Raw genomic sequence first — 19,704 nt, forward strand, 5'->3', positions numbered from 1 at the left:
CCATGACCCAAGTACTCGACCCGCCGCTGGAGTTGAAGGCACCCGTCACACCCGCCGAACGCACCGCGCGGCGCCGGGCGCTGCTGGAGTGGATCGCCGTGCACGCGCTCGGCATCGCGGCCGCCCTCTTCTTCGTCCTGCCCTTCGTGTTCGTGTTCCTGACCTCGCTGATGAGCGACACCCAGGCACTGAGCCGGGACCTGATCCCGCGCACCTGGGAATGGGCCAACTACCAGAAGGTGTTCGACACGCCCGGCTTCCTGACCTGGTGGAAGAACACCCTGATCTACGCCGGTCTCGGCACCGTCCTGACGGTCGTGACGTCGATCCCGGTGGCCTACGCGCTCGCCAAGTTCCGCTTCCGCGGCCGGAATCTGGCGCTCATGCTGGTGATCTCGATGATGATGCTGCCCCCGCAGGTCGTCATCATCCCGATGTACCTCTTCTGGGCGAAGCAGCTGGGGCTCTCGGGCACGCTGTGGCCGCTGATCGTCCCGATGGCGTTCGGCGACGCGTTCTCCATCTTCCTGCTGCGCCAGTTCCTGACCACGATCCCGAACGAGTACGTCGACGCGGCCAAGGTGGACGGCTGCGGCGACCTGCGCACCCTGCTGAGGGTCATCGTCCCGATGGCGAAGCCGGGCATCGCGGCCGTGGCGCTCTTCCAGTTCTTCTACGCCTGGAACGACTACTTCGGCCCGCAGATCTACGCGTCCGAGAACCCCGGGGCCTGGACCCTGTCCTACGGCCTGGAATCCTTCAAGGGCGCCCACCACACCGACTGGAACCTCACCATGGCCGCCACCGTGCTGGTCATGGCCCCCGTGATCCTCGTGTTCTTCTTCGCCCAGAAGGCGTTCGTCGAGGGCGTCACGCTCACCGGAGTAAAGGGTTGAACCAAGTATGAAACTCACCGTGGTCGGCGGCGGCTCGACCTACACACCCGAACTCATCGACGGCTTCGCACGGTTGCGCGACACCCTGCCCATCGAGGAACTGGTCCTGGTCGACCCGGCCGCGGACCGGCTGGAGCTGGTCGGCGGCCTGGCCCGGCGGATCTTCGCCAAGCAGGGCCACCCGGGCCGTATCGTCACCACCGCCGACCTCGACGCGGGCGTCGACGGCGCGGACGCGGTCCTGCTCCAGCTGCGCGTCGGCGGCCAGGCCGCCCGCGAGCAGGACGAGACCTGGCCCCTGGAATGCGGCTGCATCGGCCAGGAGACGACCGGCGCGGGCGGCCTGGCCAAGGCGCTGCGCACGGTGCCGGTGGTCCTGGACATCGCCGAACGGGTGCGCCGGGCCAACCCGAACGCCTGGATCATCGACTTCACCAACCCGGTCGGCATCGTCACCCGCGCCCTGCTCCAGGCCGGGCACAAGGCGGTCGGTCTGTGCAACGTGGCGATCGGTCTCCAGCGCAAGTTCGCCGCGCTGCTCGGCGTCACGCCCGCCGACATCCACCTCGACCACGTCGGCCTCAACCACCTGACCTGGGAGACCGCGGTCCGTCTGCACGGACCCGAGGGCGAGGACGTGCTGCCCGCCCTGCTGGCCGCGCACGGCGACACGATCGCCGCCGACCTGCGGCTGCCCCGCCCGCTCCTGGACCGGCTGGGCGTGGTCCCGTCGTACTACCTGCGCTACTACTACGCGCACGACGAGGTCGTACGGGAACTGCGCACCAAGCCGTCGCGGGCGGCCGAAGTGGCCGCGATGGAACGGGAACTGCTGGCGATGTACGGGGATCCGGCCCTGGACGAGAAGCCGGAGCTGCTCGCCAAGCGCGGCGGCGCCTACTACTCCGAGGCCGCGGTGGACCTCGCCGCGGCGCTGCTGACCGGGGCCGGGAGCCCGTACCAGGTGGTCAACACGTACAACAACGGCACGCTGCCCTTCCTCCCCGCGGACGCGGTGATCGAGGTGCAGGCGGCGGTCGGCCCGAAGGGGGCGGCCCCGCTGCCCGTCCCGCCGGTCGACCCGCTGTACGCGGGGCTGACGGCGAACGTGACGGCCTACGAGGACCTGGCGCTGAAGGCCGCCCTGCACGGCGGCCGCGACCGTGTCTTCGAAGCCCTCCTCGCCCATCCCCTGGTCGGGCAGTACGAGTACGCCGAGACCCTCACCGACCAGCTGATCGCACACAACCGGGAGCACCTCGCGTGGGCCTGACCGCATGCGTCCTCGCCATCGACGCCGGCAACAGCAAGACCGACGTCGCGGTCGTGGCGGCCGACGGAGACGTCCTCGCCACGGCCCGCGGCGGCGGGTTCCGGCCGCCGGCCGTGGGGGTGACGGCGGCGGTGGACGCGCTGGCGGAGGCGGTCGGGCGGGCGTACGCGGCGGCCGGCGTCACCTCCGTCGCCCATGTCTCGGCCTGCCTGGCCAACGCCGACCTCCCGGTGGAGGAGGAGCAGCTGGCGGCCGCGCTGCACGCGCGCGCGTGGGGCACGGCCGTGGAGGTCCGCAACGACACCTTCGCCGTCCTGCGGGCGGGCGTGGCCGAACCGAGGGGCGTCGCCGTGGTGTGCGGCGCCGGCATCAACTGCGCCGGCATGCGCCCCGACGGCCGCACCGCCCGCTTCCCGGCGATCGGCCGGATCTCCGGCGACTGGGGCGGCGGCTGGCATCTGGCCGAGGAGGCGCTGTGGCACGCGGCCCGCGCGGAGGACGGCCGCGGCGCGCCCTCGGCACTGGCCCGGACGCTGCCCGCGCACTTCGGGCTCGACTCGATGTACGCGCTGATCGAGGCACTGCACCTGGAGCACGTGCCGCAGCACCGCCGCCACGAGCTGACCCCGGTGCTGTTCGCCACGGCCGCCGCGGGCGACCCGGTGGCCCGCACGGTCGTCGACCGGCTGGCCGAGGAGATCGTGGTCATGGCCACGGTCGCCCTGACCCGGCTCGACCTGCTGGACGAGGAGACGCCGGTCCTGCTGGGCGGCGGCGTCCTCGCGGCCGGTCACACCCAACTGGACGACGCGGTACGGGATCTGCTCGCCGCCCGGGCCCCGAAGGCGGTGCCGACGGTGGTGACGGCGCCGCCGGTGCTCGGGGCGGCGCTGCTGGGGCTGGACCGGGCGGGCGTGACGACGGGGGCGCTGGAGCGGCTGCGGGCGTTCTACGTTCCGTGAGGCGGGCGTTGCACGTGCCGTGAGGCAGGCGTGCTGCGTGCCGTGCGACCGACGGGTCCGGCCGGTCCGCGGGCCGGGAACCGAACAGATTGCCGCAGCGTATTCATGGGCAGGGGGTCGGACAGCGTTCCGGCGCCCCACCGGCTTCCGCTGCGATCCGATCAAGATCGTGCGAAGCCCGGTGCGGATGTCGGTCCCGGCAGCGATACTTGCGTCGACGGATGACCACGGGGGAGGTCAGCAGTGACTCAAGCGCCGAAGAGCAGCGCGGCACCACCGAGTTCGGGCGTGCCGGCGATGCCGGTGGTCCCACCGCAGCCGGGAGCCGGCCGCCCCGGGCCGAGCGGACCGCCCCCGTCCGACCCCGCGCCGCCCCGCAGAACCGCGTTCGCGGAGGGCGCCGACCGGCTGCGCGCCGCGGCGACCACCGAACCCGGCCGGCTGCGGGTCATCGGCGCGCTCCTGGCCCTGCTCGTCGTCGCGTTCGGCGCCGTCACCGCCTGGCAGATGACCGACCGCACGGCCGCGGCCGACGACGTCCTGCACAAGAGCCAGCCGCTCACCTCCGCCGCGGCCGACATCTACCGCTCGCTCGCCGACGCCAACACCGCCGCCTCCAGCGGTTTCCTGGCCGGCGGCCAGGAGACGGCCGCCTCCCGCGACCGGTACGAGACGGACATCGACACCGCCGCCGCCAAGCTCGTCACGGCGGCCGCCAACTCCGACCCGGGCTCCCCCGCGGCGGCGACCATAGCCAAGCTCAACACGCTGCTGCCGGAGTACAAGGGCCTGGTCGAGCGCGCCCGCACCTACAACCGGCAGGGTTTCCCGGTGGGCGGCGCCTACCTGCGTTACGCCAACGAGAAGATGCAGCACGAGATGCTCCCGGCGGCGCAGGACCTCTACACCAAGGAGAACCGGCGCCTGAGCGACGACTACGCGAGGGCCACGCCCTACCCGTGGGCGGCGATCGCCCTCGGCGTCCTCGTCCTCGCCGCGCTCGCCTGGGCCCAGCACCGCAACTACCGGCGCACCAACCGGGTGCTGAACCACGGCCTGGTCGCCGCCACGGCCACCGCGACGGTCGTCCTGCTCTGGCTGGCCGTCGGCCACACGGTGGCCCGCGCGCAGCTGGACGCCTCCTACGACCACGGCGTCCGCTCGCTGACCGTGCTGCACGACGCCCGGATCGCCTCCCTCAAGGCCCGGGGCAACGAGAACCTCACCCTGGTGGCGCGCGGCGCCGAGACGGTCAAGGTCGGCACCGAGCAGGTCGACGCCTACGACCACGACTTCACCGAGGACATGGACACCCTCGGCAAGGGCCTCGCCGAGGCGGAGAAGCTCGCCGACGACAAGGACGGGGCCACGCCGGTCACCTCGGCCGTCGCCAACATGACGGAGTGGAAGAAGCGCCACACCGCCGCCCGCGAACAGGACGAGAACGGCAACTACCAGCAGGCTCTCGACCAGGTGATCGGCGGCAAGGGCGCGACCGGCGAGTGCTTCGACAGCGTCGACGACAACCTCGCGCTCGCGATCACCCACGAACAGGGCGAGTTCCGGCAGGCGGCGGGCGACGGCCTGGGCGCCATGACCGGACTGCCGACGGGCGCCGCCGTCCTCGCCGTGCTGGGCGCGACGGGCGCGGTGCTCGGCATCGGACGCAGGCTTTCGGAGTACCGGTGACAGGGGGCGTGACGATGCATGTGCGACGCGTGCGGGCCGGCCTGAAGGGCTGGGGCGGGGTGGGTGCCATGGCGGTCGTCTGTGCCCTGGCCCTGGCCTTCGTGCTGCTGCTGCCGCTGGCCCGGTCGCACGGCGACGGCAGCACGGGCCTGGGCGGCCCGGGCGTCGCCGACGGCAGCCCGGTGCGCGCCGAGGACTGCGACGCCCCGGAGAAGCAGACCCTGGCGCCGTCGGGTGCGGACGGCGCCACCATCGAGGCCATCAAGAACCGCACCGGCGAGAAGCGCAAGCTGATCGTCGGCGTCGACCAGAACAGCTACCGCTGGGGCTACCGGGACCCCAACAACCAGGGCTCCGAGCTGGAGGGCTTCGACATCGACCTGGTGCACCGGATCGCCCAGGACATCCTCGGCGACCCGGACGCGATCCAGTTCAAGGCGATCCCCACCAACGAGCGCATACCGGCGATCAAGGACGGCCGGGTCGACATGGTGGTGCGCACCATGACCATCAACTGCGCCCGGCTGACCGACGTGGCGTTCTCCGCGCCCTACTTCAAGACCGGCCAGCAGGTCCTGGCGCCCAAGTCGTCGACGATCACGGGCTACAACGGCACGCTGGCGAAGAAGCGGATCTGCACGGCGGCGGGCTCCACCGCGTACGCCAAGCTGGACGAGGACAGGAAGGCGGGGCGGCTCGCTTCCTCGGTCGACATCTCCACCACCGTGCCCAACCAGCTCGACTGCCTGGTCCGGCTCCAGCTCGGCGAGGTCGACGCGGTGGTCACCGACGGCGCGCTCGCCGCGAGCCAGGCCGCCCAGGACCCCACGCTCGAACTGAAGGGCGCCGCCTTCACCACCGAGTACTACGGCGTGGCGATGAAGAAGGACGCCGACGACCTGGTGCGCCGGGTCAACAAGATCCTGGTGGACTACCGAGGCGACGGCTGGCAGGCCTCGTACGACACCTGGCTGTCGGCGACACTGGGGAAGGACGCGAAGGCGTCCGAGCCATCGGCACCGCAGTACCTGCGCACGAGCTGACCGTACGTCGACGAGGGCCAGAAGGATCACGCGGAGAACAACCCAGAAACCCGATTCAGCAGCGAGAGGTGATCGATGGGCGTCACGGACCCCGCCGGGCCGGTGATGGACCGGGACGAGGTGGACCGTGCGCTGGCGCGGCTCGGCGCGGAGCACGAGGCGATCGAGACCTCCCTCCTCGCCCTCCAGGACCACGCGGGCCGCAGACTCCTCGAAGGCGCCGCGCTCACGGGCACCACCCGGGAGCGCTGGGCGTCCGCGGAGGCGTCGATCACCCTGCTGTGGGCGTACTTCGACGCCTACACGGACGCGCTGCGCTCGGCGCGTGACATCCGCGCCCGCCGCCGCTGGTCCAGCCGCGAGGACCTGGTGGAGCTGACCGAACTGCTGCGCGGCGAGTCCGTCACGGTCGCCGGCAGCGCCACGGCCACCGCCAACGCGCCGACGCTGTCCGGCTCGGGCCGGCTCAGCCAGAGCTTCTCGCTCGTCACGCTGGTGGAGCGGATGAACGAGCTGTACGCGTCCTCGCTGGACATGGTCGTCACCGCCGACGCGGTCTGGTCGGCGCTGCCCGCCCGGATAGATTTACTGGCCGCGGAGCTCCAGCGCACCCGCCGGCTCGCGCACTCCGTGGGCGTGCGCCCCGGCGAGCACCCGGCGGGCGACGACCTGGAGCGCATCACGCGCGTCCTGACGGCGCTGCGCGAACAGGTGGTGTCCGACCCGCTCGCCTTCTGGGTGCCCGCGCAGGGCAGTTCGGCGCCGGGCGGCGGCCGGCCCGACACGACGGTGTACGACCGTGAGGCACGGGGGCTGGAGGACGTCCGCCGGGAGATCGACGCCGTGCTGACGGTCCGCCAGGACGCCGAACAGCGGCTGGTGCGGCTGCGTGACGTGCTCTCCCGCGCGGACCGCACGCTCGCCGAGGCGCGCACCGCGCGCGGCGAGGTCCTCGCGAAGATCGCCGCCACGGAGGTGCCGGTGGTCAGCGGTCCGCCGACCGTGCTCCAGGAACAGCTGGCGACGGCCGCCGAGTACCGCAGGCACGCCCAGTGGCACCGCCTGTCGCCGCTCCTGGAGTCCCTGGAGCGGAAGGCGGAGGACGAACTCCTGCGCGCCCGCGAGTCGCTGACCGCGGTCACCGCGCCCCTGGCGGTCCGCGCGGAGCTGCGCGGCCGCCTCGACGCGTACAAGGCGAAGGTCGCCCGGCACGGCCTGGCGGAGGACCCGTTCCTGATCGAGCGGTACGACGTGGCCCGCCGCATGCTGTGGAGCGCGCCCTGTGATCTGCGCGTCGCCGAACAGGCCGTGCTGCGCTACCAGCACGCGGCCGTCGACCTGCTCAGCACGCCCCGCGTGCCGGAGCAGGGCGGACCTCAGGACCGTAGGGGGGAGCAGTAGCCATGAGTCAGGCGGGTCAGGCATGTCAGCGGCCGGGCTGCGAGGGGTCGTACGAGGACGTGGGCGGGGGCGAGATCTACTGCGACACCTGCGGTCTCGCACCGGTCGTCTCGGCGGGAGGCCTGGTCGGCTCCCTGCCCAGCGGGGTCAGCGGCAGCGGCAAGGGCTCCGCGGGCAGCGGCAGTTCGCGCTCCAGCGCGCGCAGCGCCCGTAGCGCGCGGACGTCGTCGCAGTCGTCGAAGTCGCGGCGCTCGGTGTCGGGACGGCTCTCGCGCTCGGTGTCGGGCCGTTCCACCGGCCGTTCGGTGTCGGTGCGCAGCTCCGGCTCCGGCACGGCCGGCTCCACCCGCAGCCGGCTCGGCGCGGGGCTGGTCACGGTCCCGCAGGTGCCGCGGCCCGACCCGCACGCGATGGTCCTGGAGAACCCGGAGGTGCCCGAGCGCAAGCGGTTCTGCTCGCGCTCCGACTGCGGCGCGCCGGTGGGCCGCTCGCGCGGTGACCGGGAGGGGCGCACGGAGGGCTTCTGCACGAAGTGCGGCCACCCCTACTCGTTCGTGCCGAAGCTGCAGACCGGCGACATCGTGCACGGCCAGTACGAGGTCATGGGCTGTCTCGCGCACGGCGGGCTGGGCTGGGTCTACCTGGCCGTGGACCGCGCGGTGTCGGACCGGTGGGTGGTGCTGAAGGGCCTGCTGGACACCGGCGACGAGGACGCGCTGGCCGCCGCGGTCGCCGAGCGCCGCTTCCTCGCCGAGATCGAGCACTCCAACATCGTGCGGATCTACAACTTCGTGGAGCACCTCGACCAGCGGACGGGTTCGCTGGACGGGTACATCGTCATGGAGTACGTCGGCGGCAAGTCGCTGAAGGAGATCGCCAACGACCGGCGCACGGCCACCGGCAAGCGCGACCCGCTGCCGGTGGAGCAGGCGTGCGCGTACGGCATCGAGGCGCTGGAGGCCCTCGGGCACCTGCACAGCCGCAACCTGCTGTACTGCGACTTCAAGGTCGACAACGCCATCCAGACCGAGGACCAGCTCAAGCTGATCGACATGGGCGCGGTGCGCAGGGTGGACGACGAGGAGTCGGCCATCTACGGCACGGTGGGCTATCAGGCGCCCGAGGTAGCCGACGTCGGCCCGTCGGTGGCCAGCGACCTGTACACCGTGGGCCGTACGCTCGCGGTCCTCACCTTCGACTTCCAGGGCTACACGAGCGTCTTCGTGGACTCCCTGCCCGACCCCGACAACATCGAGGTCTTCCGCCAGTACGAGTCGTTCTACCGGCTGTTGGTGCGCGCCACCGACCCCGACCCGGCGCGCCGGTTCGCCTCCGCGCAGGAGATGGCGGAGCAGCTGACGGGCGTGCTGCGGGAGGTCGTCTCCCTCCAGACGGGACAGGCGCGGCCGGCCCTGTCGACCCTGTTCGGACCCGAGCTGAAGGTGACCGACGCGGAGCTGTTCCCGCGGATGAACGGTGACGTGTCCCGGCTGGGGGCCAGAGCGGCCGCGGTACGGCGCTCCTCCGCGCCCGGCGCGGCAGCGGCGCTGCCGCCCGGCTCCGGCGCCGACCTGGTGCCCGGTCCGGCGTCCGCTCCCGCGCCGGGCCTCGTCAAGCCGGTCCCCGCGCCCGCCGCGGCGCTCGCCCTGCCCGTGCCCCACGTCGACCCCACCGACCCCAACGCCGGCTTCCTGGCGGGCCTGATGACCTCCGCTCCGGCCGAGCTGATCAGCGCCCTGCCGGCCGCGCCCGCCCCGTCCGTCGAGACACGACTGCGGATGATCCGGGCCTGGCTGGAGAACGGCGACGCGGCCACCGCGCTGAACGCCCTGGGCGCGCTGGAGAAGGAGCGCCAGGACGACTGGCGTGTGGTCTGGTACCGGGGCGCGGCCGCGCTGGTGACCGGCGACCACGAGGGTGCCGCGCTCGCCTTCGACGCGATCTACGACGCCTTCCCCGGGGAACCGGCGCCCAAGCTGGCCCTCGGCCTGTGCGCGGAGGTACTGGGCCAGCTCGACAACGCGGCCGAGTACTACCGGCTGGTGTGGTCGACCGACCCCAGCTATGTGAGTACCGCGTTCGGCCTGGCCCGGGTCCAGCTCGCGGCCGGGGACCGGCGGAGCGCCGTACGGACGCTGGAGTCGGTGCCGGAGTCGTCCATCCACTACACGGCCGCCCGGGTGGCGGCGGTGCGCGCACGGCTGCGGCAGCGGACGGCGACGGCCTCGGACGCCCCCTTCCTGGAGGATCTGACCGCCGCCGCCGCGCAGATCGAGGCACTGGACGCGTACGGTCTGGATCCGACGCGGCGCGAGCAGTTGTCCACGGAGGTGCTCGGCTGCGCCCTGGACTGGATACTCTCCGGGGGCCGGACTTCCGCCCCGACCGCAGCCGGGGAACGGGCGCTGCTCGGCAGTGGCCTGGACGAACGGGGCCTCAGGTTCGGCCTGGAGCGCTCGTACCGCATGCTGGCCCGGCTGGCGACCGGCGGCGATGAAAGGATCGACCTGGTGGAACGTGCCAATCGTTACCGCCCGCGGACGTGGGTGTAGTTGATGTCGCAGATGCCCCAGCAGGCCGCCCTGGCGCGGTGTCCGAGCTGCGCCGAGCCGCTCGAGTCCGGTGACCGGTTCTGCGGTGCGTGCGGATACGACCTGTCCGCCGTACCGCCCCAGCCGGACGACCACCCGACGCTCACGATGAACGGCGCGGCCTCGCAGCCGGCGGCCCAGCCGGCCACGAAGCCCGGCACCCCGGTGGTGGCCGCGGTCCCGCCGCAGCCCGGCTCCCCGGTCTCGCCCGCCACCGGCGTACGGTTCGACCGGCCCCCCGAGCCCGACGAGTACGCCCTCCAGGCGCCCGACCCCCGGGTGGCCGCCGAGCTCGCGGCGGCGGCCGAGGAGGCCAGGGTGTGCGTCGCCTGCCGGGCCGGCCGGGTCGACGACGACGGCTACTGCGAGGTCTGCGGGCACGCCCAGCCACGTGAACGCGACCACATGGAGCAGGAGTCGGGCCCGATCGCCGCCGTCAGCGACCGGGGCCTGCGCCATCACCGCAACGAGGACGCGTTCGCCGTCCGCGAGAGCGCGCTGCCCGACGGCACCCCCGCGCTGGTCGCGATCGTCTGCGACGGCGTCTCCTCGGCGACCCGCCCGGACGACGCCTCGCTGGCCGCCTCCCGCGCGGCGAGCGAGTCCCTGCTGACCGCCCTGCCGCAGGGCACGCACCCGCAGCAGGCGATGCACGACGCGATCGTCGCCGCCTCGCACGCGGTCAACGCGCTGGCCCGGGAACCGGAGACCGCGCGCGAACACGCCCCGCACCAGAACGCGCCCGCCTGCACGCTGGTCGGCGCCGTGGTCACCACGGGTCTGCTGGTCGTCGGCTGGGTCGGCGACAGCCGCGTCTACTGGGTGCCGGCCGACCGCGGCGCGCCCCCGGCCCGGCTCACCGAGGACGACTCGTGGGCCGCGCAGATGGTCGCCGCGGGCCTGATGAACGAGGCGGAGGCCTACGCCGACGAGCGCGCCCACGCCATCACCGGCTGGCTCGGCGCGGACGCCTACGAACTCGAGCCGCACACCGCGTCCTTCAAGCCCGACCGGCCGGGCGTGGTGGTGGTCTGCACGGACGGCCTGTGGAACTACGCGGAGGCGGCCCAGGAGATGGCCGAGGTGCTCCCCCTCGACGCGGCCGTACGCCCGCTGCACAGCGCCCGGGTCCTGGTCGGCCACGCGCTGGACGGCGGGGGCCACGACAACGTAACAGTGGCCGTACTGCCGTTCCCCGCGCCACCGCCCGGGGCAGGATCGGCCTGAGGCCGCGAACGGGGCGGAACGCGCACAAGCATCCACGGACCGGAGGGGACCGGTCCGTACCGAGTCATCGCCCCACAACCGTGGGGGTTCCAAGGGGGATTTGAGCAGGTATGGCCAATTTCTCTAAGTCGAACGTGCCGCAGTTCTCGGTGGACGTCTACCAGAACGAGTACCTCCCGGAGGGCGGCCGCGAGGTCAACGCGATCGTCACGGTCACCGCGACGGGCGGCGGCACGGTCGGGACGGCGGTCGCGGCGCCGCATCTGTACGCGCCGGGGCAGGGCCCGTCCGCGGGTGTGGCGATCATGGTCGACTGTTCGGGCTCGATGGACTACCCGGCGACGAAGATGCGCAACGCCCGCGACGCCACGGCCGCCGCGATCGACACCCTGCGCGACGGCGTGCACTTCGCGGTGATCGGCGGCACGCACGTGGCCAAGGAGGTCTACCCGGGCGGCGGCCGTCTCGCGGTGGCCGACGCCACCACCCGCGACCAGGCCAAGCAGGCGCTGCGCAAGCTGAGCGCCGGCGGCGGCACGGCGATCGGCACCTGGCTGCGGCTCGCCGAGCGCCTGCTGTCCTCGGCCGACGTCGCGATACGCCACGGCATCCTGCTCACCGACGGCCGTAACGAACACGAGTCGGCACAGGACCTCAAGGCGTCCCTGGACCACTGCGCCGGGCGCTTCACCTGTGACGCCCGCGGCGTCGGCACCGACTGGGAAGTGAAAGAAGTCACAGGCATCGCCTCCGCCCTGCTCGGCACGGCCGACATCGTCGCCGATCCGGCCGGGCTCGCCACCGACTTCACGCGGATGATGGAGACGGCCATGGGCAAGGAGGTCGCCGACGTCGCGCTGCGCCTGTGGACCCCGCTCGGCACCTCCGTCAAGTACGTCAAGCAGGTCGCGCCCACCGTCACGGAGTTGACCGACCGCAGATCCGAGGCAGGACCCCGGGCCGGGGACTACCCCACCGGATCCTGGGGCGACGAGTCCCGCGACTACCACGTGTGCGTCGAGGTCCCGGCCGCGAACATCGGCCAGGAGATGCTGGCCGCCCGCGTCTCCCTGATCGTCCCGCAACCCGACGGCAGCGTCCAGAACCTGGGCGCGCAGGGGCTCGTACGGGCCGTGTGGACCGACGACATGACGGCCTCGACGTCGATCAATCCGCAGGTCGCGCACTACACCGGCCAGGCGGAACTGGCCCAGGCCATCCAACAGGGCCTGGACCTTCGCAAAGCGGGTGATTTCGATGGGGCAACAGCCAAACTGGGCCGGGCCGTTCAGCTCGCGAGTGCCTCCGGGAACGCGGATACTGCGAAACTGCTTGCGAAGGTGGTGGACGTGGTCGACGCGACGACAGGTACTGTGCGATTGAAGGCAAAAGTCGCGGAGGCCGACGAGATGACTCTCGAAACACGGTCCACAAAGACTGTTCGTGTAAAGAAGTGACCTAGTAGGACACTGCAAGCAGCGAGCCCGACCCCTCCTGGGGTTGGAGTAAATCCGGTCAGAGCGGCCGGAACAGGAGAGGGGGAAGCGCCGACATGCCGACCTGCCCGAACGGACACCAGTCGGGTTCCGACGACTGGTGCGAGGTCTGCGGTCACCGCATGGCCGGTGCCGTGCCTCCGCCCCCGCCGCCCCCCGGCGGCGGCTACGGCTTCCCGCCCCCGCCGCCCGGCCCGGGCGGCCAGCAGGGTCCCGGCAACCGGCATCTGTCCGCCGTACCGAGCCACGAGCCCGAACTCTGCCCGCAGTGCCGTACGCCCCGTGAGGGTGGTGCGCCCTTCTGCGAGGAGTGCCGGTGGAACTTCCTCACCAACACCGCGACCTCCTACACCCCGGCCGCCCCGCGCCCGCCGGCGCCCGGCCCGGCCGTGCGTTTCCAGCAGCCGCCCGGGGCACCCGGCGGCCCGGGCGCTCCCGGTGGCCCCGGCGCTCCCGGACCGTCCTTCGGCGGCGGTGACTCGTTCGACTACCAGAGCTCCCGGCCCTCGCAGGTGAACCGGCCGGCCGAGCCGATCCCGCCCTTCGGCGGCGACCCGTCGGCTCCGCCGTTCGGCGCGGACCCCTCGCGCCGCCCCGGCCAGCCGGGACAGCCCGGTCAGCCCGGCTCGCAGGGCGCCTCGGGCTTCCCCGGCCCTTCCGGCCGGCCCGGCCCCTCCGGCCCGTCCGTGTTCGGTACGGACCCGTCCCGGCCGGTCCCGCCACCGCCCGGCCCCACGCCGCCCAACGGTCCCGGTCCCGGGGGCTACGGTCCCGGTGCCGGACCCGGAGGTCCTGGTGGCGGTCCCGGTGTGACCAGCGGGGCTCCGCAGGCGTTCCAGCAGTCCGGTCCGCAGGCCCCGCCGATGTTCCCGCAGGAGACGGGACGCCGGCAGCCGGGCGGCCCTCAGCAGGGCGGTCCCCGCCAGGGCGGTCAGTCCTTCGGCGGCGGTGACGACGACTGGGTGATCTCCCCGCCGTCGGGTCCCGGCCCGGGCGGCCCCGGCGCGCCCGGCGACGGCTACGGCGGCTACGCGCAGCCCGGCGCGACCCAGGCCCCGCCGCCCGGCCCCGTCTACCAGCAGCAGCAGCCGACGACGTGGACGGCGACCATCGGCCCGGACCGCGCGTACTTCATGGCGATGATGCAGCGCTCCGGACCCGAGGCCGCGGGCCTGAACCTGCCCGCCTACTCGCCCGAGCAGCAGCGCGCGCTCACCGGCAACCAGCTCACCATCGGCCGCCGCCGCCACTCCACCGGCGAGACCCCCGACGTCGACCTGTCGGTGCCGCCGGAGGACCCGGGCGTCTCCCACCAGCACGCCGTCCTGGTGCAGCAGCCCGACGGCACCTGGGCGGTCGTCGACCAGAACTCGACGAACGGCACGACGGTCAACGGCTCCGAGGAGCCCATCCAGCCCTTCGTGCCGGTACCGCTCCAGGACGGCGACCAGGTGCACGTGGGCGCCTGGACGACGATCACGATCCGGCGAGGCTAGTGCGAGGCGGTCGGGCCGACCGGGGACGGTCGGCCCACCGGGGGCCGTCGGGCGGGTAGCCGCACGCCGGCGGCCGCCGGACAGCCGTCAGGCGGGTTGCCCGTCGGCGGCCGGCGGACAGGCCTCAGCCGTCATTCGGGGAGGGGCCACACGTACGGCCCCCGCGGATCGTCCAGCCACGCCCACTCCCGCTCCCCGCCGACCGTGACGCCGTAGCGCTCGCGCCGCGGCGCGTCCTCCCGCTCCCACAGCGTGTAGGCGTCCTGCGGCGCGAGGCTGCCGCGGGTCAGGGCGAGCAGGAACCGGAACAGTTCGTCGTCCCGGGCCCGGTGCGGCACCCCGCCGAGCGGCGCCTGCTCCGGCTCCGGGCGGCCCTCGCCACGCAGCGGCACGAAGTAGGCGGGCGTGTGCAGGAAGCGGCCCTCGGCGTGCCCGGCGTCGCCTACCGTCAGCGCGATCAGGCCGGTGGCCAGCGGCGCCAGGATCCGGGCGCCCGGCCGGCACTGGGCGACCCAGGCGCGCGGGACCGAGGTCAGCGTGCAGGTGGCGATGATCCGGTCGAACGGAGCGCGCTCGGGGACGCCCCGGGAGCCGTCGCCGGTGACGACGGCGGGGTGGTACCCGGCGTCCGCCAGGTGCCGGCGGGCCGACTCGGTGATCTCCGGGTACAGGTCGACGGTGGTGACCAGGTCGTCGCCCAGGCGGTACGACAGCAGCGCCGCGTTGTATCCGGTGCCGGCGCCGATCTCCAGGACCCGGTCGCCGTCCGTGACCCGCAGCTCGGCCAGCATCAGCGCCATGAGGGACGGCTGGCTGCTGGAGGAGACCAGATCGCCGTCGCGCATCCGGGTGGCGAGCGGGGCGTCGGCGTAGGCGCCACGCATCCAGCGCTCCCGGGCGCCCGGGTCGGGGCTCTCGCCCCAGCAGCGTTCGTGGCCGCCCAGGACACCGACGTAGTAGTACGGCACGAAGAGATGCCGTGGGACCGCCGCGAACGCCTCCTTCCACGCCGGATCCGCGTCGAAGGCCCCGCTCGCCTCGATCCCGCGCACCAGTGCGGCCCGTGCCGAGGCGGCGAGGCCGGCCAGCTCCGTGTCGAGCGCCCGCGTGCTCATAGCTCCACTGTCCTGCGGGACGGGGCGTGAGGCGAACCTGCGCGCACCGGACGAAGGGGGACGAAGGGCGGACGAAGGGCGGGTGAGGTCAGGTCCTAAGCCTCGAGTCCTCGGTCATCCCGTCTGAGACCATGGGGTACGTGAAAGAGATTCGGCGCGGCACGCTTCAGGAGCAGACCTTCTACGAGCAGGTCGGCGGGGAGGAGACCTTCCGTCGGCTCGTCCACCGTTTCTACGAGGGCGTCGCCGAGGACCCGATCCTGCGGCCGATGTACCCGGAAGAGGACCTGGGCCCGGCCGAGGAGCGCCTGAGGCTGTTCCTCATGCAGTACTGGGGCGGTCCCACCACCTACAGCAACAACCGCGGTCACCCTCGCCTGCGGATGCGCCACGCGCCGTTCACCGTCGACCGGGCCGCGCACGACGCCTGGCTGAAGCACATGCGCGACGCCGTCGACGACCTCGGCCTGTCCGAGGAGCACGCGACGACGCTGTGGAACTACCTGACCTACGCGGCCGCCTCGATGGTGAACACGGCGGAGTGATCCACCTGGTGTGACGTGCGGATTCCGGTCGTACGACGCCGGAATCCGGCCACATTCGTCCAGGGCCACATTCCTCTCCGGCCGCGCACCTGGCCACCACGGCCGGGGGTCCCTCGTCCGGGCGGGTCGGCGCACGCGTCCGGGCGGGTCAGCGCACGCGTCCGGGCGGGTCAGCGCACGCGTCCGGGCGGTTCAGCGCACGCTGACGCCCAGCGTCCCGAGCCCCGCCGTCCGCACGGCGACCGACCCGTAGGGCGTGCGCAGCCGCAGCCACGCCCCCGACGAGAACAGCCGGGACTCCGTCTCGCCGGACTCCCGCGCGGCCCGCAGGAAGCCCAGTGACTGCGCCGCGTGCACGACGCGCACCGGGAGCCGGGTGTTCCCGACCGTCCGGGACCAGATCTCCCGCCCTATCCGGTCGAGTTCGGCGCGGGTACGCCGATCGTCCGGCAGTTCCCCCGTACGGGAGCGGAACTCGGCGACGGCGGCGGCGACCAGCCCGCGCAGGGCCTCCGGGGCCGGCAGCCCGGTCTCGGCCAGCCAGCCGCCGCGCGGCGGCAGCACGCCCGCCCACGGCGGCCCGGTCACCGCGCCCGGGACGGCGGCCGTGGCCGCCTTCTCGTCCACCGCTTCGAGAAGTTCACCGGCGGACACGGTCACGTCGAGCGTGGCCTCGAGGCCGTCCTCGTACGGCTTGGCCAGCCGCACCGCGCGGATCACCAGCACCTCGAAGGACGGCGGCCGGCCGAACACCGCCAGTGCGGTGCCGGCCGCCTGGAGCCGCACCGCGGCCGAACGGTCGTAGTGGAGCAGCCTGGACAGGAAGGCCGCGAGGTCCGCCGCCTCCCCTTCGTCGGCGAGGTGGAGCACCGTCATGCGGCGACGGCCTCCCCCTCATCGGCGTTCTCGTGCTCGTCCATGTACTCCTGGAGGAACTCCCGCTCCTCCGCCGTGATCCGCCGGGGCCGCTGCTTGTCGAAGTCGAACGGCACGATCACCGTCGAGGCCCGGACGTAGACCTGGTCCGGGTCCTTGACCTCGTAGGTGATCGTGAACGACGCCGCTCGTATCTGGGTGACCCACAGCTCGATGTCCACCGGCGAGTGCCGGTGGACGAGCTGCCGTTTGTAGTCGATCTCGTGGCGCGCCACCACCGACCCCTGCTGGAAGTCCTTGTCCGGACGGAAGAGGAAGTCGATACGGGCTTCCTCCAGGTAGCGGAGGAAGACCACGTTGTTGACGTGGCCGTACGCGTCCATGTCCGCCCAGCGCAGCGGGCAGCGGTAGATGTGCCGCAAGGTCGATCAGCCCCGGGTCAGCTTCTTGTAGGTGGCACGGTGCGGACGCGCGGCGTCCGGCCCGAGCCGCTCGATCTTGTTCTTCTCGTAGGAGTCGAAGTTGCCCTCGAACCAGAACCACTTGGACTCGCCCTCGTAGGCGAGGATGTGCGTGGCGACCCGGTCGAGGAACCACCGGTCGTGGGAGACGACCACGGCGCAGCCGGGGAACTCCAGCAGCGCGTTCTCCAGCGAGGAGAGCGTCTCGACGTCGAGGTCGTTGGTCGGTTCGTCGAGGAGCAGCAGGTTGCCGCCCTGCTTCAGGGTGAGCGCGAGGTTGAGGCGGTTGCGCTCACCGCCGGACAGGATGCCGGCGGGCTTCTGCTGGTCCGGGCCCTTGAAGCCGAAGGCGGAGACGTACGCCCGCGAGGGCATTTCCACCTGGCCCACGTTGATGTAGTCGAGCTCGTCCGAGACCACGGCCCACAGGGTCTTCTTGGGGTCGATGTTCTCGCGGCTCTGGTCGACGTAGGAGATCTTGACGGTCTCGCCGACCTTGATCGAACCGGAGTCCGGCTCCTCGAGGCCCTGGATCATCTTGAAGAGCGTGGTCTTGCCCGCGCCGTTCGGGCCGATGACGCCGACGATGCCGTTGCGCGGGAGGGTGAAGCTCAGGTCCTCGATGAGGACCTTCTCGCCGAACGCCTTGTTGAGGTTGTTGACCTCGACGACCACGCTGCCCAGCCGCGGGCCCGGCGGGATCTGGATCTCCTCGAAGTCCAGCTTCCGCATCTTGTCGGCCTCGGCGGCCATCTCCTCGTACCGGGCGAGCCGGGCCTTGGACTTGGCCTGGCGCCCCTTGGCGTTGGAGCGCACCCACTCCAGCTCTTCCTTGAGCCGCTTCTGCCGCTTGGCGTCCTTCTGGCCCTCGACCTTCAGACGGGTCGTCTTGGTCTCCAGGTACGTGGAGTAGTTGCCCTCGTAGGGGTAGGCGCGGCCGCGGTCGAGTTCGAGGATCCACTCGGCGACGTTGTCCAGGAAGTACCGGTCGTGGGTGATGGCCACGACGGTGCCCGCGTACTTGGCGAGGTGCTGCTCCAGCCAGTTCACGGACTCGGCGTCGAGGTGGTTGGTGGGCTCGTCGAGCAGCAGCAGGTCGGGCTGCTCCAGCAGGAGCTTGCACAGCGCGACGCGGCGCCGCTCACCACCGGAGAGGTTGTTGACCGGCCAGTCGCCGGGCGGGCAGCCCAGGGCGTCCATGGCCTGCTCGAGCTGGGCGTCGAGGTCCCAGGCGTTGGCGTGGTCCAGGTCCTCCTGGAGCTTGCCCATCTCCTCGAGCAGCGCGTCCGAGTAGTCGGTCGCCATCTCCTCGGCGATCGCGTTGAACCGGTCGAGCTTGCCCTTGATCCCGGCGACACCTTCCTGGACGTTCTCCAGGACCGTCTTGTCCTCGGTCAGCGGGGGCTCCTGGAGCAGGATGCCCACGCTGTAGCCGGGCGCGATGAACGCGTCACCGTTCGACGGGTGCTCGAGGCCCGCCATGATCTTCAGGACGGTCGACTTACCGGCGCCGTTCGGGCCGACCACACCGATCTTCGCGCCGGGCAGGAAGTTCAGCGAGACGTCATCGAGGATGACCTTGTCGCCGTGTGCCTTGCGCGTTTTGCGCATGGTGTAGATGTACTCAGCCAAGAGAAACCGTCCGGCAGCTTGAAAGTCTGGCAGTGGGCAGAGGGCAGATACACCCCATCTTGCCTGACTGCCACCCCTCGAAGGAAACGCGTTCGGCCGGGGGGCTGTGACCTGGGGTTCTGCTGTTGATCGCCGTAGCCCACTTGTCACTGTCGGTCGCCACCGGCCGACGCCGACGCCCCTCGCACGGCCCAGACCTACCGGCTGGGGTACCCCTTGCCCAGCGAGTCACCCAACGACTTGATCACTCGCCCCAGGCGTTCGTTCACCTCAACCGGAAAGTGAGGGATGGGAGCCCCGGCCGCATGGTGCTCCCCCACCAGCCACAGCACCTCGTACAGGTCCTCGGCGCTGGCATGGTCGAGGTTCAGGGAGATGTCATCGCGCATGTCGGCAAGTTAGACGATGAGCTGGATCAAGTCGCTAGCCCCAAGGCGGGCGTGCCATCGGCCTTGTAAGGGCGGCTGGATGGGGTGGCGAAGGTACACAGGTCACGCTGAGTGCGGAGAGCCCCATCTCGGCGGCGCTTCCCGACTGAAGCGCATGCGGAGATCGCCGGTGACCGCAGACATGACGGTAACGCTCTGTTGCGGAGACAGCTCAGAGATCGGGCGCTCGACCTGTGGGTCATAGCCTTCCATGCCGGTCTCGTGTTCGATCACCGCCGCCAGTGTGTACACCAAGCCCAGAATGCGTTCCGCCTCGCCGCCCGTGTGCCAGTACGGAACCGTGATCGCCACTTCGTCGATGAAGACGGAAGCCTGGATGCCAGTGGCGTGGTGCGTCAGCTCACACGTTTCGCTGCTCTCAAAGACCTCGATCTCGCCCAGCAAGCCACGGGCCCGTGGAACGATGCGGTCCCACGCTTCGATGAGCTCAGGCAGTACCAGTCCCTCGACCTCTACGTCCTGGTCCTCCTCCAGCTCTTCGAGAGCTTCGTCCCAGGACTGGTCTGGGCGCCGGTTGAGGAAGTAGATGTCGTAGCTCACGGCGGAATCGTA

General features: G+C 72.0%; 18 protein-coding genes. 11 read left to right on the forward strand and 7 right to left on the reverse strand.

Annotated features, from left to right (window positions below; genetic code table 11):
- Window positions 1-2 precede the first annotated feature (2 nt).
- The 6 genes from ACWCQK_RS08490 (at window position 3) to ACWCQK_RS08515 (ending at window position 7,264) form a co-directional block, all read left to right on the forward strand.
- Window positions 3-896, forward strand: a complete 894-nt coding sequence (locus ACWCQK_RS08490; RefSeq protein ID WP_451153265.1) for a carbohydrate ABC transporter permease — start codon at window positions 3-5, stop codon at window positions 894-896.
- Window positions 897-903: 7 nt separating this feature from the next.
- Window positions 904-2,169 (forward strand): 6-phospho-beta-glucosidase, encoded by a 1,266-nt coding sequence (locus ACWCQK_RS08495; protein WP_451153267.1) that lies wholly within the window; start codon window positions 904-906, stop codon window positions 2,167-2,169.
- A complete protein-coding gene (locus tag ACWCQK_RS08500; RefSeq protein WP_451153269.1) occupies window positions 2,160-3,131 on the forward strand; it encodes an N-acetylglucosamine kinase in 972 nt (323 codons plus the stop codon). The genes ACWCQK_RS08495 and ACWCQK_RS08500 overlap by 10 nt, the downstream gene beginning before the upstream one ends.
- A gap of 297 nt (window positions 3,132-3,428) precedes the next feature.
- The gene (locus ACWCQK_RS08505) at window positions 3,429-4,820 is read left to right on the forward strand and encodes a hypothetical protein (RefSeq protein ID WP_451153912.1); all 1,392 of its coding nucleotides are present in this window, start codon (window positions 3,429-3,431) and stop codon (window positions 4,818-4,820) included.
- Between the two features lie 14 nt (window positions 4,821-4,834).
- Window positions 4,835-5,863, forward strand: a complete 1,029-nt coding sequence (locus ACWCQK_RS08510) for a glutamate ABC transporter substrate-binding protein (protein WP_451153271.1) — start codon at window positions 4,835-4,837, stop codon at window positions 5,861-5,863.
- A 75-nt stretch (window positions 5,864-5,938) separates the two neighbouring features.
- Window positions 5,939-7,264 (forward strand): hypothetical protein, encoded by a 1,326-nt coding sequence (locus ACWCQK_RS08515; RefSeq protein ID WP_451153273.1) that lies wholly within the window; start codon window positions 5,939-5,941, stop codon window positions 7,262-7,264.
- Window positions 7,265-7,340: 76 nt separating this feature from the next.
- Here ACWCQK_RS08515 and ACWCQK_RS08520 read toward each other — a convergent pair whose 3' ends face one another.
- On the reverse strand, window positions 7,341-7,598 hold the full coding sequence (locus tag ACWCQK_RS08520) for a hypothetical protein (protein ID WP_451153275.1): 258 nt from the start codon (window positions 7,596-7,598) through the stop codon (window positions 7,341-7,343).
- Between ACWCQK_RS08520 and ACWCQK_RS08525 the strand changes: the two genes are divergently transcribed.
- From ACWCQK_RS08525 to ACWCQK_RS08540, 4 genes are all read left to right on the forward strand, one after another.
- The gene (locus ACWCQK_RS08525) at window positions 7,570-9,816 is read left to right on the forward strand and encodes a tetratricopeptide repeat protein (protein WP_451153277.1); all 2,247 of its coding nucleotides are present in this window, start codon (window positions 7,570-7,572) and stop codon (window positions 9,814-9,816) included. The two genes, ACWCQK_RS08520 and ACWCQK_RS08525, sit on opposite strands and share 29 nt — an antisense overlap.
- Window positions 9,817-11,082: a PP2C family serine/threonine-protein phosphatase gene (locus ACWCQK_RS08530; RefSeq protein WP_451153279.1), complete on the forward strand. Its 1,266-nt coding sequence runs from the start codon at window positions 9,817-9,819 to the stop codon at window positions 11,080-11,082. It abuts the gene before it with no gap.
- A 110-nt stretch (window positions 11,083-11,192) separates the two neighbouring features.
- Window positions 11,193-12,539, forward strand: a complete 1,347-nt coding sequence (locus ACWCQK_RS08535) for a vWA domain-containing protein (RefSeq protein WP_451153281.1) — start codon at window positions 11,193-11,195, stop codon at window positions 12,537-12,539.
- Between the two features lie 95 nt (window positions 12,540-12,634).
- Entirely contained in the window at window positions 12,635-14,074 is a 1,440-nt protein-coding gene (locus ACWCQK_RS08540; protein WP_451153283.1) for an FHA domain-containing protein, read from the forward strand.
- 131 nt (window positions 14,075-14,205) lie between these two features.
- On the opposite strand, the gene ACWCQK_RS08545 is transcribed toward ACWCQK_RS08540, so the two are convergent.
- A complete protein-coding gene (locus ACWCQK_RS08545; RefSeq protein WP_451153285.1) occupies window positions 14,206-15,189 on the reverse strand; it encodes a methyltransferase domain-containing protein in 984 nt (327 codons plus the stop codon).
- Between the two features lie 131 nt (window positions 15,190-15,320).
- Between ACWCQK_RS08545 and ACWCQK_RS08550 the strand changes: the two genes are divergently transcribed.
- Window positions 15,321-15,734 (forward strand): globin, encoded by a 414-nt coding sequence (locus ACWCQK_RS08550; RefSeq protein WP_451153287.1) that lies wholly within the window; start codon window positions 15,321-15,323, stop codon window positions 15,732-15,734.
- Window positions 15,735-15,926: 192 nt separating this feature from the next.
- On the opposite strand, the gene ACWCQK_RS08555 is transcribed toward ACWCQK_RS08550, so the two are convergent.
- The 5 genes from ACWCQK_RS08555 to ACWCQK_RS08575 form a co-directional block, all read right to left on the reverse strand.
- Window positions 15,927-16,610 (reverse strand): hypothetical protein, encoded by a 684-nt coding sequence (locus ACWCQK_RS08555; protein WP_451153289.1) that lies wholly within the window; start codon window positions 16,608-16,610, stop codon window positions 15,927-15,929.
- Window positions 16,607-17,032: an acyl-CoA thioesterase gene (locus tag ACWCQK_RS08560; protein ID WP_451153291.1), complete on the reverse strand. Its 426-nt coding sequence runs from the start codon at window positions 17,030-17,032 to the stop codon at window positions 16,607-16,609. Before ACWCQK_RS08560 ends, ACWCQK_RS08555 begins: the two co-directional genes overlap by 4 nt.
- A 6-nt stretch (window positions 17,033-17,038) precedes the next feature.
- Window positions 17,039-18,703 carry an energy-dependent translational throttle protein EttA gene (ettA, locus tag ACWCQK_RS08565; RefSeq protein WP_451153293.1) on the reverse strand — a complete coding sequence of 555 codons (1,665 nt, stop codon included), beginning with the start codon at window positions 18,701-18,703 and terminating at the stop codon, window positions 17,039-17,041.
- 197 nt (window positions 18,704-18,900) lie between these two features.
- The gene (locus tag ACWCQK_RS08570; protein WP_451153295.1) at window positions 18,901-19,092 is read right to left on the reverse strand and encodes a hypothetical protein; all 192 of its coding nucleotides are present in this window, start codon (window positions 19,090-19,092) and stop codon (window positions 18,901-18,903) included.
- A 102-nt stretch (window positions 19,093-19,194) separates the two neighbouring features.
- Window positions 19,195-19,692: a hypothetical protein gene (locus ACWCQK_RS08575; RefSeq protein ID WP_451153297.1), complete on the reverse strand. Its 498-nt coding sequence runs from the start codon at window positions 19,690-19,692 to the stop codon at window positions 19,195-19,197.
- Between the last annotated feature and the right edge of the window lie 12 nt (window positions 19,693-19,704).

Source organism: Streptomyces sp. NPDC002306, assembly GCF_053593435.1.

Coding starts and splice junctions, on each gene's coding strand:
- ACWCQK_RS08545 (WP_451153285.1), bottom strand. CDS start 15,189: ATGAGCACGCGGGCGCTCGACACGGAGCTGGCCGGCCTCGCCGCCTCG.
- ACWCQK_RS08510 (WP_451153271.1), top strand. CDS start 4,835: ATGCATGTGCGACGCGTGCGGGCCGGCCTGAAGGGCTGGGGCGGGGTG.
- ACWCQK_RS08490 (WP_451153265.1), top strand. CDS start 3: ATGACCCAAGTACTCGACCCGCCGCTGGAGTTGAAGGCACCCGTCACA.
- ACWCQK_RS08570 (WP_451153295.1), bottom strand. CDS start 19,092: ATGCGCGATGACATCTCCCTGAACCTCGACCATGCCAGCGCCGAGGAC.
- ACWCQK_RS08505 (WP_451153912.1), top strand. CDS start 3,429: ATGCCGGTGGTCCCACCGCAGCCGGGAGCCGGCCGCCCCGGGCCGAGC.
- ACWCQK_RS08515 (WP_451153273.1), top strand. CDS start 5,939: ATGGGCGTCACGGACCCCGCCGGGCCGGTGATGGACCGGGACGAGGTG.
- ACWCQK_RS08550 (WP_451153287.1), top strand. CDS start 15,321: ATGGGGTACGTGAAAGAGATTCGGCGCGGCACGCTTCAGGAGCAGACC.
- ACWCQK_RS08535 (WP_451153281.1), top strand. CDS start 11,193: ATGGCCAATTTCTCTAAGTCGAACGTGCCGCAGTTCTCGGTGGACGTC.
- ACWCQK_RS08495 (WP_451153267.1), top strand. CDS start 904: ATGAAACTCACCGTGGTCGGCGGCGGCTCGACCTACACACCCGAACTC.
- ACWCQK_RS08540 (WP_451153283.1), top strand. CDS start 12,635: ATGCCGACCTGCCCGAACGGACACCAGTCGGGTTCCGACGACTGGTGC.
- ACWCQK_RS08555 (WP_451153289.1), bottom strand. CDS start 16,610: ATGACGGTGCTCCACCTCGCCGACGAAGGGGAGGCGGCGGACCTCGCG.